Source organism: Gaetbulibacter sp. S0825, from assembly GCF_011777505.1.
Taxonomy (GTDB): domain Bacteria; phylum Bacteroidota; class Bacteroidia; order Flavobacteriales; family Flavobacteriaceae; genus Pontimicrobium.
The window spans coordinates 663,819-680,078 of record NZ_JAATJT010000001.1 but is presented as its reverse complement, the minus strand read 5'-3'; the positions used below and the strand labels follow the sequence as shown (position 1 = coordinate 680,078).

The following is a 16,260-nucleotide window of genomic DNA, read 5'->3' as shown; positions in this document are numbered from 1 at the left end:
ATAATAATACTATCTGTAAAGTTACTAATTGTTTTTGTCTTGATCGATAGATTTTTGATAGCCTTCGTTTCTCGTGATTTTATCGTTAAGTACTTTAATTTCAGGATTGTTCAAATAATAATCTGCATAAGTTTTCCAGTCTTTATCTAAATCAAGGTCTTCAATTATCTTTTTTATAACTTCAAAATCTTGAGGTTCATCAACAGTTAATCGCACATGATTATAATTTTGTTCTAAACCATGGTTATTAGATTTAAACATCGTACCTCCTAAATAGGAAGAGTTATTCCTAATATAAGGTGTCACGTGTTCTCGATCTGATTTTAAATTGGTCTCTCTCCATGCTTTTTCTAAGGCAGAAAACTTAAATACCTCTATATCTTGACCGTCTGGATAAAGCTCTTTAATGATATTAGCATAATAATCTAAATCTTCTTCCTTGGCCTTAATGATAACCTCATCTAATAGTTGAGGGTCTATAAGTGGACAATCTGAAGTAAGTCTTACAATAAAATCTGGTTTAATATCTTTTACAGTTTTGTAAAACCTATCTAACACATCATTTTCACTTCCTCTATGATATTTTACTTCTAAGCCCTCTGCAAGATTAGCAATAATATCATCTTCTATTTCAGTTGTTGTTGCTATGAAAATATCATCCACTTGTGTTGCTTGCTTTATCCTATCGATATGAATTTGCAATAATGTTTTACCTTCAATCTTTAATAAGACTTTATTTGGCAAACGCGTGGATCCTGATCTTGCCTGTGTGACTACAACTACTTTCATTTACTTTAAATATTTTCCTAGTCTAAATACTTTAGATTGTTTTGTAAACACTCCATTAATTTCAACCTTCTTCACAATTATGTAGCCACCTTTAACACTAACTTTGTATTCGTTGTTTTCGTTTTTACCAAAAATTAATCCATGTGAAAAAGAATGAAAACTAAGGTCGCTACAAAATTCAGCATCCAAAATATTAATCTTTTGATCTTCTAAAAAACAAAATGCGCCCTCAAAAGGGTAGCCAAAAGCGAGTATAAAACGAATTAATTCATCTCCTGAATAGCTATTGAAATCGATATGACCATCTTTAGGTGTATAAAGCCTTGGAAAAGTTGTTGATCTGCTTGAGTCTTGTTTTTCAGGGATAAAGTTAGGGTCTTCTAGATTGGTTATTCCTTTTATTATGATGTCGTGAAACACATCCATTCTTGATTTAAATACATCAATGGGATAAGATTTTTTTGGTATGGTATAATATGATTTGGCAATAATATCTCCAGTATCAATCCCAGAATCAATATAATGCATACAACCATATTTCTCTTTACCCAATTCATTGTTTAGAATCATCCAAGAGTCGCTGGCTGCTCCTCTATAGGTAGGTAATGGTGTTGTGTGAATGTTTAATACTTTTTGAGGGAATTCTCTCAGAAAATCAACTTTCAAAATATTTCTACATCCTATACTAATAATGTATGCTGGATTATAGCTTTTGATTTTTGAAACTGTTTCAAGGGTGTTAATATTATCAGATTCATGCACATCAATATCATAATCCTGTTTTAAATTAAATACATTATATGCATATTCTCCATAAATATCTTTCCGCCTTTCAATCAATTCCAAATCTCTTTTATGTTCTTTAAAAGGGTGCGTAAATACCGCTATAACACGATAATTCTTATTGTTTTTTAATAAGGAATCTATAACGAATTTAACTCCGACTCCATGACCTAGAAGTACTATGCTTTTCATGATAAATCTATTTTGTCTTTAAATTAAGGAGTTTTTTTTACTGACAAGTGCTTATAACTAGTTTTTTTGTTTCGATTTTAAATTTAGCTCCAATTAGATGGGTTTAACAAGACCGTCTCAATAACGTTAATTTTATCAATACAATCATGAGGTATTTTAGCATGAGCTTTACATAGAGCTACATTGTCAATTACATGTTGAGGTGTTTCCACTCCAATTAAAATCTGGTCAATATAATTTTTCTGTACTACATATTGAAGCGCAAGAACTTCTGTAGTTAAATTATTATCAGCCTTTATTTTTTCTAATTCTTGAAGATACTGTTTTAAAGGCGTTAATCGATCTGGTAATGCCGATGAATCCATAAAAAACAAGCCTTGCAAAAACGTTGATCTTGTGTGTATTGCAATATCTTTTTCTTTAGCCTTTAAAATCAGTGCGTTTCTTCTTAAGTGGTTATCTAGTAAATTAAACGGAATTTGAATAAAATCAAAATTATTAAAATTTTCAATAATATCAAGGAGTTCTTCATTAGTGTAAAGTGAAATCCCAGTGTTTAATATTAATCCTTTAGACTTTAGGGTTAACAATTCATCATATAGATTAATGTTTTGTTTGAAGCTACTATAATTATGAAACATGTATCCATGAAATTGATCAATATTTAATATGTGACAACTCTCAGTAATATGAGTGGATAGGTCTTTTTTGGATAAATCTGCGGTAGTTGCTAATTTACTAATGATCTTGAACTTTTTTTTAGGATATTCTTTAGTAAATCTACCTATGATTTCTGTCGAATTCCCATAAGCCTCAGCAGTATCTAGTATCCTAATACCATTTTCGAAAGCAGTATTTAAAATCTCAAATGATTGTTCTATTGAGGGTTTCCCTAGTTGATTATTAATCCCATAATCTAGACCTAATTGGGCAGTTCCTAATATTAATTTATTAACCATTAACAAACTTTAATACTTTCTCTATAACAAAGCCTTGTTCTTCATTACTTAGTGTTGGATACATTGGCAAACTTATACACCTAGAATAATAGTTTTCTGATTTGCTTAAATCTGTACTTCCATAACCTATTTCTTTATAATAAGGTAAGGTGTGTACAGGAATATAGTGTATCTGTGCATAAATATGATGTGTTCTTAAAAAGTCATAAAGCCCTTTTCTATCATCAACTTCAACAACAAACAAATGGTGTGCATTTAAATTTCCATCTGGTAAGCTTTGGAACTTTACTTTTCCGTTAAAAGCTTGCTTGTAATTGTTTGCTATGTCATTTCTCCTGGCTACACCAGCTTTGTTTTTTGTAAGTTGTGTAATTCCTAAAGCCGATTGAATGTCTGTTAATCTATAGTTATACCCTAATTCTTGCATTTCGTAAAACCATCCACCGTGGTTTTCTGCCATATCTTCTTTAGTAATACCGTGTGTTCTTAAAGATGAAAGTCTCTTATAAAGTTTTTCAGAATTGGTGGTTATCATTCCGCCTTCACCACAAGCAATATGTTTTACTGGATGAAATGAAAATATACCTATATCGGCATAATTACCATTGCCACACATTTGTTTTACGCCTTTTGAGTCTGAGAAGTAACCTCCAGGAGCATGACAAGCATCTTCAATTATCCATAAATCGTGTTCGTTTGCTAAATCCCTAAAAGCTTCTAAGTTTACTGGAAGTCCAGCAAAATCCACTGGAATAATTCCTTTAAAAAACCCTTTAGGTTTACTATTTATGAGTTTTTTTGTGCTTTCTATTGAAAGTAAATACGTGTCTGGGTCAATATCGGCAAACCAAACTTCACCTCCTGCATATCTAACACAGTTAGCAGAGGCGGCAAAAGTAATAGGGGTTGTTATAACGCGTTCTCCTTCTTTTAAGCCAAGAGCTAAAACAGCTAAATGTAATCCTGAAGTGGCATTGTTTACTGCTACTGCATATTTAGAGCCCACATAGTCAGCAAATTTATTTTCAAATTCTTGAACTTTTGGTCCTTGAGTCAGAAAATCTGCTTGTAATGTTGAGACAACAGCATCAATATCTGTTTGGTCAATATGCTGTCTTCCGTAAGGTATAGCTTTCATTATACTTTGAAATTAGAATCGACATGCTCCTTAATTAGCTTTCTAAGGGTTTCAACGGTTTCCCAATCACTGTTCTCTCCAGAGTTATAGCTAAACCCTAACGGTACTTTTTTAGCTTTGAATTTTGATAGGTAATCCTCAAGCTTCCACATATGAGTTGCTGGCAGAATAGTGTAATACTTTCCTAAATCGTAAGTGTAAAAAGAGTCTGAAGGTGTAATCATTTCTTCATGTACTTTCTCTCCTGGCCTAATTCCAACAACAGGTTTTTCACATTCAGGGCCAATGGCGTTGGCAACATCCATGATTTTATATGATGGGATTTTAGGTACAAATAATTCGCCTCCCCAAGCATGCTCAAGTGCGTGCATGACCATATCGACACCGCCTTGAAGAGAAATATTAAAGCGCGTCATGTTGGGGTCGGTAATTGGTAGTTTGCCTTCTTCTTTCTTTTTATTTATAAAAAATGGGATTACAGATCCATTGGAGCCCATAACGTTGCCATATCTCACAACAGAGAATCTAATTGGATTTTCTCCTTTAATATTGTTAGCAGCTATAAATAACTTATCTGAAGTCAATTTAGTTGCCCCATAAAGGTTAATTGGTGCACAAGCTTTATCGGTAGATAGTGCAACTACTCTAGTAACTTTTGTTTTAAAACAAGCATCAACCACATTTTCGGCGCCTCCTATATTAGTTTTTATACATTCATCTGGGTTATACTCAGCAATATGAACATGTTTCATTGCGGCTGCATGAATCACATAATCAATATGTTGAAAAGCTCTTACTAAGCGTTCTTTATCTCTAACATCTCCAATAAAAAACCGTATTTGAGGGAATTCAGTAATTGGAAATTCTTGAGCCATTTGAAATTGTTTTTGTTCATCTCTTGAAAAAATGACCAATTTCTTGATTTCTGGATGCTTACTTAATATGTGCTTGGTTAAGGCTTTTCCTAAGGAACCAGTTCCTCCTGTGATTAGTAAAGATTTTCCTTTTAAATCAAACATAAGTCTTTTAGTTATTATTTAATAAAATAGAGTTCTTGGGTCTCCTTGCAAAAGTAGGGTATTTCTTTGCTTTAACAAGTTTTATTTTATTTTCCAAGCCATTCTCTTTTAAAATTTGTTGGGCAAAATCGAACCAAGTCATTGCTTTAGTATCACAAAAATGCTTGATGCCAAAGTCTTTTGATTGCTCATAAATGAGTTTATTGATAAATATAGATAAATTGACCGTATCTGTAGGACAACCTGTCTGTGCATCGGTAATACATAGTTCCTTTTCTGTTTTGGACTTATTCAAAATAGTTCTGTAGAAATTATGTCCAAATTCTTTTGAATACAACCAAGAGGTTCTAATTATAAAATAGTGCTCTAAGGTTTCTTCAATATATTGTTCGCCCAATAATTTTGATTTTCCATATTCATTAATAGGATTAGGAATATCTTCTATAGTGTAAGGTTTATGTTTTTCACCATCAAACACATAGTCCGTTGATATGTGAATCAAAATGGTATTAGCTTTTTTACAAGTTTCTGCTAAGTTTTTAACCGCTTCAGCATTTACTTTAAAAGCTATCTCTGATGCTTTTTCAGCTTGTTCTACATTGGTGTAAGCAGCGCAGTTTATGCAATAATGAAAGGTGTTATTTGAAAAGTAGTTTTGAACTTGTTGAATATCTGTAATATCTAATTCTTTTTTTGTGACAAAAGTGAATTCGATATGGTCTTCATTATTTTTATAAAGTTTTTGAAGCGTTTTTGCTAATTGCCCATTGGCGCCAGTAACCAAAACGTTTATACTCATTTTAATAGACTTTCAAATGTTGGAAGTTGCTTGTCTTTTTCTGATAAAATGATATTGTTCAATGGGAAATTCCAATCTATTTGTAACGCTGGATCGTTAAACAATAACCCAGATTCATGATTTTTACTATAATAATTATCGCATTTGTAATTGAAAATAGTATCATCTTCTAATACTAGAAACCCGTGAGCAAACCCTCTAGGAATAAATAGTTGTTTGTGATCAATATTGTCCAAAATAATCGAAAAATATTGTCCGAAAGTGTAAGAGTTTGGTCTTATGTCTACACAAACATCTAGTACACTTCCTTTTATAACTCGAAGTAGCTTTGCTTGTGCAAAATCGCCTGTTTGAAAATGTAAGCCTCTCAAAACACCTTTATTGGATACGGAATGATTGTCTTGTACAAAATTTACTGTTTGGCCAATAGCCTTTTCAAAATCCTTCTTGTTATAGCTTTCGAAAAAGAAACCTCTGTCATCATGATGTAGTTTAGGAGAGATTACAAAGCACCCTTTTAAATGTGTTTCTTCTGTATTCATGTTATACCAGCTGTTCAAGATATTTTCCATAACCACTTTTAAGTAATGGCTGTGCTAATTTAAGTAACTCTTCTTTATTGATAAAGCCTTGTTTAAAGGCTGTTTCTTCAATACAACCAATTTTTAAACCTTGTCGTTCTTCTATAACCTGAACAAATTGTGAGGCCTGCATTAAAGAATTGAAAGTTCCTGTGTCTAACCAAGCGGTGCCTTTATCGAGGATTTGCACATTGAGTTTTCCTTGTTTTAAATATGCTTTATTAACATCGGTAATTTCAAGCTCTCCTCTATGACTAGGTTGAATATTTTTAGCAATCTCTACGACATTATTATCATAAAAATAAATTCCAGGAACAGCAAAATTTGATTTTGGTTTTTCTGGTTTTTCTTCAATTGAAATTGCTTTATTACTGCTATCAAATTCTACTACACCATATCTTTGAGGGTCTTGAACATGATAAGCAAAAATAACGCCTCCATTAGGGTTGTTATTGGTTTCTAATAACTGGGCTAAACCTGAACCATAAAAAATATTATCTCCTAAAATTAAAGCAACTTTGTCATTACCTATAAAAGATTCGCCAATTAAAAAAGCTTCGGCTAAACCATTTGGTTCATTTTGAATGGCGTATTCAAAACGACAGCCATAATCTCTCCCATCACCAAGTAGTTCTTTAAATTTAGGAAGATCAATTGGTGTAGAGATAATAAGTATCTCTTTTATTCCCGCGGACATTAGTATGCTTAAAGGGTAATAAATCATGGGCTTGTCGTAAACAGGCATCAATTGTTTACTCACCGCTTTGGTAAGCGGATACAATCTAGTTCCTGAGCCTCCTGCAAGTATAATGCCTTTCATATCTATTTCCTGTGAACACAGGAATCTATTAAAATTTAATTTTTAGTATATTTCTTTAAATACCACTTAACAGTTTTTCTAATACCTGTTTCAAAGTTCTCAGATGCTTTCCAGCCCAATTCTGTTTCAATTTTTGAAGCATCAATGGCATATCTAAAATCGTGCCCAGGCCTATCTTTTACAAATGCTATTTGTTCTTTATAAGATAGTTTATTAGGCAATACCTCATCTAATATATTGCATATTGTATGAGCAATATAAAGATTATTACGTTCGTTTTTACCCCCTATATTATAAACCTCTCCAGATGTTCCTTTTTGAAACACCAAATCAATACCAACACAATGATCTAATACATACAACCAATCACGAACATTTAGACCATCTCCATAAATAGGTATGTTTTCTCCTCGAATTGCTTTTCTAATAATGGTTGGGATTAATTTTTCATCATGTTGTTTTGGCCCATAATTATTTGAACAATTAGTGGTTACTACATTTAATCCATACGTGTGAAAATAGCTTCGTACTACAAAATCAGACGATGCTTTTGAAGCGCTATATGGACTGTTAGGAGCATAAGGCGTATTCTCTGTAAATAATCCAGTTTTTCCTAATGTACCAAACACCTCATCAGTTGAAATATGATGAAAACGACAATTCTCATAGTTCTCCTTTACTTTAAAAGGAGCATCCATCCAGTGGTTTTTAGCAGCGTCTATAAGGTTAAATGTCCCTAAAACATTGGTTTTAATAAATTCGTCTGGTTTTTCAATAGAATTATCTACATGAGATTCTGCAGCAAAATGAATTACACTTTTAAAATCATGAGTGTTAAATAGGTTTTCAACTAAATTTCTATCGCAAATGTCTCCTTTTACAAAGGTGTAACGTTCATTGCTCTCTATGTCTTTTAGATTAGAAAGTTCGCCTGCATAGGTGAGTTTATCAAGATTCACAATATGTGTTTCTTTGTGTTGACCTAAAAAATACGGAATAAAATTAGAGCCAATAAATCCTGCTCCTCCTGTAATTAAAATAGTCATTCTATTGTACTTTGTCTTTGTAACGATCAAGGAATTTTAAGAATTCAAGTAATAATAAAACTAAAAAAGAAAATATTACTAGTTTAGTTCCATAAGAAACAATCCAACTCGTTTGAATTCCAAATAATTTAGCTTTATTATCAAGAGTTCCATCTCCATCTTGTATTGATACTATTTCAATGATTTTTTCTAAATTTTTTCTGCCAGCTTCATTCTCAACAAGTTCCATTCTTAATTCTAGGTCTTTGCTAAAAAGCTCGTATTCTTTTGTGGTGTTTTTGTCACTAGCCCCACCAACAACTATATTAGTTGAACCTCCTAATGGCACTTCTTCCAGTTGTTGTTGTAAAACTTGAGTATAAACCTCTTTAAGCGTTCTAGATTCTTCTAAGGATGTCGCAATTACTTTGTCCGTCTCTATCAGCTTAGTAATACGTTTTTCCTTTTCATTTCTAAAAAACTCACTTGAATCAATATTCTTTATAATATTTTTAAGTACATCATTAAAATTACTTTTTGTAAATGATTTTAAGGTTATTTTTTGAATATTGTAATTATAATCTTTTGAGTTTTCTAAAAAATCCTTGTATTCAACTGTACTTGCCAATACAGAATCCAAGGTTTTAACATACTCATTAAACAATTGCAATTTTTGGTTTTCTGTTAGATTAGATTCCATTTCTAATCCTGCAATTTCATTAGATCTGGATGTTTTTATATTTAATATTTTTGAAGATTCTATTGAGTCTTTTTGTTGAAACAGAGAGTTATAATAATTTATAGTGTTAAAAAGGTGTTCGCCAGTATCATAATTTTGCTTAATAATGGCTGTTGAGTTATATACCTTTTTTTCTGTCTTATTTTTAACAAATCCTAATCCAGCACCAATAATTCCAGCAATCACAAATTTTAAAAAATGTTTTTTTGTGAAAAACACAAACCAGACAAACGCTAGAAAGAGCTTATTAAATATACTGCCAATAAATTTAAAAAAGCGTTCGGATGCATTGCCGATGAGTTTAAACAATTGTCCTAAATCGATTTCTTCGGATGGTTGTTGTTCTGGTAGATTTGTACTCATAATCTATGAATTAAATATTTGTTCTAAAATTTTACGTGTTATTAAATATGTTGGTCTAACACCACTTGTTCCTAAACCTCCTGAAGCTAAAGTACTTCCTGTTTCTAAAGGATTATCACTTGCATAATATGCATAGCGCACTTTAACATCTGGATTAATACTTTTTCTAATTCTTGCCGCCGATTGTATGGCTTTTTGATAATGTGCTCCTTCCATTTCCAATCCAATCACATCCCAAGTAGAATCATGGAAAAACTTCAATATCTCTTTGTTTTGAAGAGATGTTCCCAATACTGTTATCATTGCTCCTTCATAAACATTAACACCTTGTCCTTCAACATCTTCTTTACATAACTCATTTGTAAAAGGATAATTGTCTGCAGTGCCTTCAAAAATATGAGCTGACGGAATCATAATATCTCCTTTACCACCTTCTAAAATTCCTGCTTTACCCATAATTGAAATCGATTCAATATTTAAATGTATTTTATCGGTTCCATTTTCATAAGGTTTCAAGAATTCATCAATAGTCTCAAAAGCTTGTTCTCCAAAAGCATAATCCATTACGAATATAACTGGTTTTTCTGATTTAGAATTGTCTTTATTTATTTTTAAATCAAGAAAATCAAAATTAATTTTTTCGGTATCAAAAATTTGAACGTCAATATTGGTTCCAGAAGTGTCTTTAATATAAATCATTCCTGATTTGTTAGCCTCTTGGCTCACTTTATTTCGTAAAGCCTCACTATTAGTTTGGCTTAATGCTTCATATATTTGAAAAACATCTTTTTTTGAAGCTCCCGTTTTTAATGCTTTTGGTGCATGAAGTGTATTCATAACACTATGCAAGTTGGCACTAATAATATGCATCGGACGCTCCAATAAATTGTTTTTTTTAAGTACCTCTTTAATATTGTTTGCCCAAATTTCACCATGAATATGATGCCCCAAGCGTTCTCGTAAAACAGGGCTAAAAGTAACTGTTCTTTTCGTGTTGCTAATAACTTCTTCAATAGCTAATTTACCCAGCCAATACACTATTTGTAATAAGCGTTCTGGTTGTGATTTTGTAGCAAATAAGGAATACGTATGTGTAAGCTCTTCAAAAGTTCTTCCTAAAATATTAGCTGTGTGTGTAATGGCAATTTCCCGCTCTTTTTGGGTTAATTTTTTCCCAGATAAAACTGCTTTCTCTAGCTTCACCCAATCACGTATGGTATCTCCTTTTTCGTTGATTATTACACGTTTACTAATTTTATGTGATTCAATGAATAAAAATGTTAAATGGGTTAAAATATCATAAATTTCCGATCGCCCTCTCGTGATTTCAATATTCATTTGCTCTTCGTCTATACGGTAGCAATTACGACGCCTTTTAGGTGGGATAATAACTTCAAAATGTGAATTCCCATAACCTTCATCACTTGTAAGGTTGATAAACCTACATTCTTCTATACCTCTAGGAAGCCTGTCAATAACATACAGTAATCCATTTAATTCTGCTTTCTCTTCAGCAATAGAGCCATAAATTTCTGGCCTTAAAAGCAAAAGAGCCTCTCTTAGCGTCTCTCCCGAAACACCCATGGGTTTATAAAATCCACGATTAAATAAATGGCGCATTGTAATATACATGCGTTCAATGGCACTAGAACTTTCCTGTGCTCTTGTTCTTCCTTGGTGCTTTTTACTCATATAGTTTATTTAACCTACAAAGATACACTAATTAACCAAATTATTTTTATAGAGGGTATTGGCTATCTTTCTATCATTAGACAGTCTCGGTATTTTATTTTGTCCACCTAATTTGCCGACTGATTTCATATATTCCTTAAATCCTTCATTTTTAACTGTTGTTATTTTTAAAGGTTTGAGAACTTTTCCTTGGATTAAGTCTTTGTAATAGCTGTTTTGGTTTTGGAGAGATTCATCTATTCTAGTTGCCAGTATCTCTAGGTTTTTAATATCGTTTTCAAACTCTATAAACCACTCATGGTAAGGTAGTCCCTCTGGTGGATTTATTTGTGGGGCAACTGTAAACTCAGATACCAAAATGTTATTATTATTGCTTGTTGCTTCTTGAAGTGCCTGTTCCACTTCTTTTGCTATAACATGTTCTCCAAAAGCAGAAATGTAGTGTTTGATTCGCCCAGAAACAATTAATCTATAGGGTTTCAAAGAGGCAAACTCAACCGTATCGCCAATATTATACGCCCAAAGACCTGCGTTTGTTGAAATAATCATGACATAGTTTACGCCTAACTCTACGTCTTTAATTGTAATTCGTTTTGGGTTGTCGCTAAAAAAATCATCTGCTTTTATAAACTCGTAAAAAATACCAGAATTTAATTGCAGTAACATGCCTTTTTCATTCTGTTTGTCTTGAAAAGCAAAAAAGCCTTCGCTTGCTGGATATAACTCAATACTATCAACCTTTCGACCTATTAAGCTTTCAAATTTTGCTCTATAAGGCTCATAGTTAACACCACCAAAAATGAATAGGTTGAAATTTTTAAAAATATCACCTATTTTTTTGTTGGTGCGCTGTTGAAGTCGTTCAAAATACATTTGTACCCAAGAAGGAATACCACTAATAATGGTCATGTCTTCGTTTAGGGTTTCATCTACAATAGCTTCCACTTTGGTTTCCCAATCTTCAATACAGTTGGTCTCCCAACTAGGCATTCGGTTTTTTTGAAGGTATTTAGGAACATAATGTGCTACAATCCCTGAAAGTCGTCCAAGTTTTATTCCGTTTTTTTCCTCTAGAATTGGACTTCCTTGTAAAAAAATCATTTTGCCATTTACAAAACTTGTTTTACCAGTTTCCGCCACATACATTAAAATGGCATTTCTAGCAGCTTCGGTATGCGAAGGCATGCTTTCCTTAGTAATTGGAATATACTTAGAACCTGAGGTTGTTCCTGAGGTTTTTGCGAAATATATAGGCTTTCCTTTCCAAAGGATGTTTTCTTCTCCATGGACAACCCTATCAACATAATGTTTTAATCCTTCATAATCTCTTACCGGAACTCGTTTTACAAAATCTTCGTATGAATTAATACTTATGAAATCATGGTCTTTACCAAAAACGGTAGGTGTAGCCGATGAAATTAGTTTTTGAAAAACCTTTTGCTGTGTTTTTATTGGATTATTTGCCCATTTATTAACTTTTTTTCGAATTTGTTTTGCAAATGGTTTTGCTAATAACGCTTTTAGCGATGTAATTTTTGCTATACTCATTTATTCAAAATCTATAAAAGTAGTTGGGTCAATTGGGTAGCCATCTGTCCAAAGCTCAAAGTGCAAATGTGGACCAGTAGTAAGCTCTCCTGCATCTCCTGAAATAGCTATTACTTCACCTGCTTTAACTAAGTCGCCTTGCTCTTTGGTTAATGAAGCATTGTGTTTATATGCCGAAATGAGTCCGTTGCCATGGTCGATAATCACTACATAACCTGTTTGTGTAGTCCATTCGGCCAAAACAACTACACCGTCTGCAGCAGCTTTAACAGGTGTACCTTTAGCAACAACAATATCTACAGCATAATGCTTTTCTTTAACGTTATAACTTTCACTTATAGTGCCTGTTACTGGTGGGAATAACACAAAATTCACTTTTGAAGTTGCAGATTCAAATAGGTTGTATTTATCTTCCTTGTTCACCTTTTCTCTAAGTAGTGAGTCCTCTCTCGATGGGTTTAAATTGTATTCAATGGCTTCTTGTTCAGCGGCTTTAATAATAGAATCCTTATTAAACTCTACGGTGGCGACATCGCCTTTTAAAACACGCTTTATAGATTCTAAATACTGCTCGTTCATTGTAATAACTTGTTGTAATGAATCTGTTTTAAAATTAAGGTTTGTCGCTTCTTTTTTTAATTTGGTTGATGAATACCCAGGAATATATTCTCTTATTGGTGTAAACGCAATTAGAATTGTAGTTAAAACTATTAAAACGATAGCCGATAACGACATGATAACAAATACATTTAGCCTTGTTAACTTAATGGCGAAACGTTCCTCAAAAGTATCCTCATTAAGTATGACTAATCGATACTTGTGCAGTAATTTTTTTGCTAGCTTTTTTTGTTTCTTTTTTTTGTTTGACATTCTTGCGCTAAATTAATTAAAATTATACGTACAACGTATTTTACAATATGCTAAAGTTTGCTTTTAAACGTATTTTTTAAAGTTTAATTATTAACTTTGCTTTATTAAACAAAAAAACAGATGAGTTTATTTATGTTACCTTTAGCGATAGGAGCTCCACAAATTATTTTAATTGTGGTAGTGGTTTTACTATTATTCGGTGGAAAGAAAATTCCAGAGCTTATGAGAGGACTTGGAAGTGGCATTAAAGAATTTAAAGATGCTAGTAAAGAGGATGAGAAAGAAAAAGAGCCTACGAAAGAATAAACAAAACATTATAATAAAAAAAGCCAACAGTTAACTGTTGGCTTTTTTTATTTCTTTTTTTACTTATTTAATTTTTAAAGTTCTAATTATAGCTTCAAGTTCAAAAATATAATCGCGTTTTGATTTAGATGGTGCAAACACAAATCCTTCAAGAACAATTAAACGATTATTAACTTCGTCTTTAACAGCGTAATTAACAAATGGTCCAGCCATAAAGGCGTCTTTTACCTCCCAAGTACTTTTTGTTTCAAAAGCTGGTTTGTTATCTATTATTGTGGTGTTTAAAAAAGGTGTATAGGCTTCTTCTGTAATCATATAAGATCCTTCAATTGGTCCAGGAATGTGGACTTTACCTATAGAGTCTCTCATTTTAATAATATCGTTAATAGCGTTTTCTCCATCTGAAACAGCATCAAGTGGCATTTCGTAAATCATTAAGTTGGCATCACCATTATCAATATCTCTACGCAACCAAAAGAAATTCCCTTCTTGTTTTGCAATTCTATAGGCTGATGATGGTTTAATTGTAATCCCAAGTGTTTCTTCAATACTTTTATCATTAAGTAAGGATTTTGCCATTCTACGTTGTTTTTCCTTTATTTCTGTGGCTTTGAATGTTGAAATAATTCTTTCGGCATGTTTATTAATTTCTGCAATAATTTCTTTTGCCGAATTTCCAGAAATGACCACTACCGATTGTGGCGTTGCGTAAACGTCTTTTAAAAACTTTGTGTCTGCTGGTTTATCTCTTTCTATTTTTAGAATAGTTCTGTTTTTTGTTGCAAATCCAGTAAAAACTATAGGAGGCATTTGTCGTATAGAGAATAATGGTTCTTGTTGAGGAAGACCTACAACTTCGGCAGAAAACACCTCTCTAAGTTCATCACCTATTCTACTTAGCCAGAGTTCGCTGTCTATAATAACCTGTAAATTATTGATGTTTCCAGAAGAAGCAGATACTATTCTTTTGCTTTTAGAACCTTCGCCACAAGAAGTTAGCAGCGAAACACTTAACATTATTAGTAATAGTTTTTTCATTTGTTAGTATTGTTTTTTATTTAGTTATTTCTTGCTTACAACAAGAACCGTTCCTATTTTTAATTTGGAGCTACTAATGTTGTTCCAGTTTTTAATATTATCAACCGAAACTCCAGGGAATTTTTGGGCAATAGTCCATAAAGAATCTCCATTTTTTACTTTATATGTTTTTGCATTTGGGTCTTGTATAGTAACTTTTTTAGAGCTTGATGTGCTCTTACTCGGTGCTTGTGAAACTGGTTTTCTAGGATAAATGGTTAAACGCTGTCCTACTCGTAAATTATTGCTTCGCAATCCATTCCATTGTTTTATTTGACTAACTCTAACACCATAAATTCTTGCTATTTTTCCAAGATAATCGCCTGATTTTACTCGATATCTAACTCTTGAGTTTGTGTCAAAAAATTGTGGCAATGGCTTTTCTCTTTTATCAAATTCTGCCTTTGCAAACGCATAAATAGATGCTTCATTAGCCACGAAAGGACCTACATACTTTCTAGGCAATCGCAACACGTAATCTTCGTCTTTGATAAACGGAATAATATCCAATTTATACGATGGATTTAAAAACTGAAGCATTTCCATGGGTATGCTGGTTATTTCAGACACTTGGTCTAAGGTAATCATTTGTTTTACCTTAATAGTATCAGTCTCTATATAAGTAATCTCTGGTTTTTGTGGTTGAAAACCATGCTCATCTGCATATTCAAAAATATACATGGTTGCTAAAAAAGCTGGCAAATAACCTGCGGTTTCACGAGGTAAATGTGGTCGAATATTCCAATAATTTTCATAGCCTCCAGAGCGCCTAATAGCTTTAGACACATTTCCTGGTCCTGAATTATAAGCTGCCAATGCTAAATCCCAATCACCGAATATTCTATATAATCTTGCTAAATATTTTGCAGCAGCTTCGGTTGCCATGATTGGGTCACTTCGTTCATCAACATAACTACTGACATCCAATCCAAATTCTTTGCCTGTTGCAAACATGAACTGCCACAAACCAGTGGCTCCAACTCTTGATTTTGCTCTTGGTTTTAAGGCAGATTCAACAATGGCTAAATACTTTATTTCAAGTGGAATATCGTAATTATCAAGCTCTTTCTCAAACATTGGGAAATAATACTCGCTTAATGCCATTAAACGCTCTAGATGTTTGCGTCTATTTTTTAAATAGCTTTTAATTACGCTTTCTAGTGAGGCATTGTATTCAATATTAAACGGTGTTTTTGCATCAAGCTCAGCGAGTCTCTTTTTTAAAGTATCAGTTGGGAGTTCTGGGTAATATACCTCGTCATATTTTAGTTCTGAAACAGATTTGTATATGGTATCATAAAGCCCAGAGCTAAATAACTCTTGCATCCATTTTTTATCAAATTCTGCTGCAATTTCTAAATCTTGGAATTCTTTTTTAACAATCGAGTCATGAACAGGTTTTATCTGCTTTAGAACTTGTGATTTTCCATCAATAAGAGTGTCAACTGCAATGGTTTTTATGGATGATTTTACCACCGTACTGTCTTTGGATTGACCAAAAGAAAATTGGATAAATAATAATGCTATTAATACTCTAAAATTCATACCTAATGATTGTGA

16 protein-coding genes are annotated in these 16,260 nt (G+C 32.6%); 1 reads left to right on the top strand and 15 read right to left on the bottom strand.

What is annotated here, in order from left to right; translation table 11 throughout:
* Positions 1–24: 24 nt before the first annotated feature.
* From HB672_RS03195 to HB672_RS03135, 13 genes are all read right to left on the bottom strand, one after another.
* Positions 25–789: a glycosyltransferase family protein gene (locus HB672_RS03195; protein WP_167607603.1), complete on the bottom strand. Its 765-nt coding sequence runs from the start codon at positions 787–789 to the stop codon at positions 25–27.
* Positions 790–1,764 carry a formyltransferase family protein gene (locus HB672_RS03190; protein WP_167607600.1) on the bottom strand — a complete coding sequence of 325 codons (975 nt, stop codon included), beginning with the start codon at positions 1,762–1,764 and terminating at the stop codon, positions 790–792.
* Between the two features lie 83 nt (positions 1,765–1,847).
* Positions 1,848–2,723, bottom strand: a complete 876-nt coding sequence (locus tag HB672_RS03185) for an aldo/keto reductase (protein ID WP_167607597.1) — start codon at positions 2,721–2,723, stop codon at positions 1,848–1,850.
* Entirely contained in the window at positions 2,716–3,861 is a 1,146-nt protein-coding gene (pseC, locus tag HB672_RS03180; protein WP_167607593.1) for a UDP-4-amino-4,6-dideoxy-N-acetyl-beta-L-altrosamine transaminase, read from the bottom strand. Before pseC ends, HB672_RS03185 begins: the two co-directional genes overlap by 8 nt.
* A complete protein-coding gene (gene pseB, locus HB672_RS03175) occupies positions 3,861–4,880 on the bottom strand; it encodes a UDP-N-acetylglucosamine 4,6-dehydratase (inverting) (RefSeq protein ID WP_167607590.1) in 1,020 nt (339 codons plus the stop codon). Before pseB ends, pseC begins: the two co-directional genes overlap by 1 nt.
* Positions 4,881–4,887: 7 nt before the next feature.
* Positions 4,888–5,679 carry a dTDP-4-dehydrorhamnose reductase gene (rfbD, locus tag HB672_RS03170; RefSeq protein ID WP_167607586.1) on the bottom strand — a complete coding sequence of 264 codons (792 nt, stop codon included), beginning with the start codon at positions 5,677–5,679 and terminating at the stop codon, positions 4,888–4,890.
* Positions 5,676–6,221, bottom strand: a complete 546-nt coding sequence (rfbC, locus tag HB672_RS03165) for a dTDP-4-dehydrorhamnose 3,5-epimerase (protein WP_167607583.1) — start codon at positions 6,219–6,221, stop codon at positions 5,676–5,678. Before rfbC ends, rfbD begins: the two co-directional genes overlap by 4 nt.
* Before the next feature lies 1 nt (position 6,222).
* Positions 6,223–7,080 (bottom strand): glucose-1-phosphate thymidylyltransferase RfbA, encoded by an 858-nt coding sequence (gene rfbA, locus HB672_RS03160; RefSeq protein ID WP_167607580.1) that lies wholly within the window; start codon positions 7,078–7,080, stop codon positions 6,223–6,225.
* Positions 7,081–7,115: 35 nt separating this feature from the next.
* On the bottom strand, positions 7,116–8,126 hold the full coding sequence (gene rfbB, locus HB672_RS03155; RefSeq protein ID WP_167607577.1) for a dTDP-glucose 4,6-dehydratase: 1,011 nt from the start codon (positions 8,124–8,126) through the stop codon (positions 7,116–7,118).
* Between the two features lies 1 nt (position 8,127).
* Positions 8,128–9,207, bottom strand: a complete 1,080-nt coding sequence (locus tag HB672_RS03150) for a hypothetical protein (RefSeq protein WP_167607574.1) — start codon at positions 9,205–9,207, stop codon at positions 8,128–8,130.
* Positions 9,208–9,210: 3 nt separating this feature from the next.
* Complete coding sequence (locus tag HB672_RS03145) at positions 9,211–10,899, bottom strand: hypothetical protein (protein ID WP_167607571.1); 1,689 nt, start codon at positions 10,897–10,899, stop codon at positions 9,211–9,213.
* 27 nt (positions 10,900–10,926) lie between these two features.
* Entirely contained in the window at positions 10,927–12,447 is a 1,521-nt protein-coding gene (locus tag HB672_RS03140; protein ID WP_208864175.1) for a GH3 auxin-responsive promoter family protein, read from the bottom strand.
* Complete coding sequence (locus HB672_RS03135; protein WP_167607569.1) at positions 12,448–13,317, bottom strand: M23 family metallopeptidase; 870 nt, start codon at positions 13,315–13,317, stop codon at positions 12,448–12,450.
* Between the two features lie 120 nt (positions 13,318–13,437).
* Between HB672_RS03135 and HB672_RS03130 the strand changes: the two genes are divergently transcribed.
* Positions 13,438–13,623, top strand: coding sequence for a twin-arginine translocase TatA/TatE family subunit (locus HB672_RS03130; RefSeq protein WP_167607567.1), 186 nt, complete (start codon positions 13,438–13,440; stop codon positions 13,621–13,623).
* Between the two features lie 63 nt (positions 13,624–13,686).
* On the opposite strand, the gene HB672_RS03125 is transcribed toward HB672_RS03130, so the two are convergent.
* Positions 13,687–14,661, bottom strand: coding sequence for a DUF4837 family protein (locus tag HB672_RS03125; protein ID WP_167607565.1), 975 nt, complete (start codon positions 14,659–14,661; stop codon positions 13,687–13,689).
* A gap of 24 nt (positions 14,662–14,685) precedes the next feature.
* Positions 14,686–16,245, bottom strand: a complete 1,560-nt coding sequence (locus HB672_RS03120) for a lytic transglycosylase domain-containing protein (protein WP_167607562.1) — start codon at positions 16,243–16,245, stop codon at positions 14,686–14,688.
* Positions 16,246–16,260: the final 15 nt, after the last annotated feature.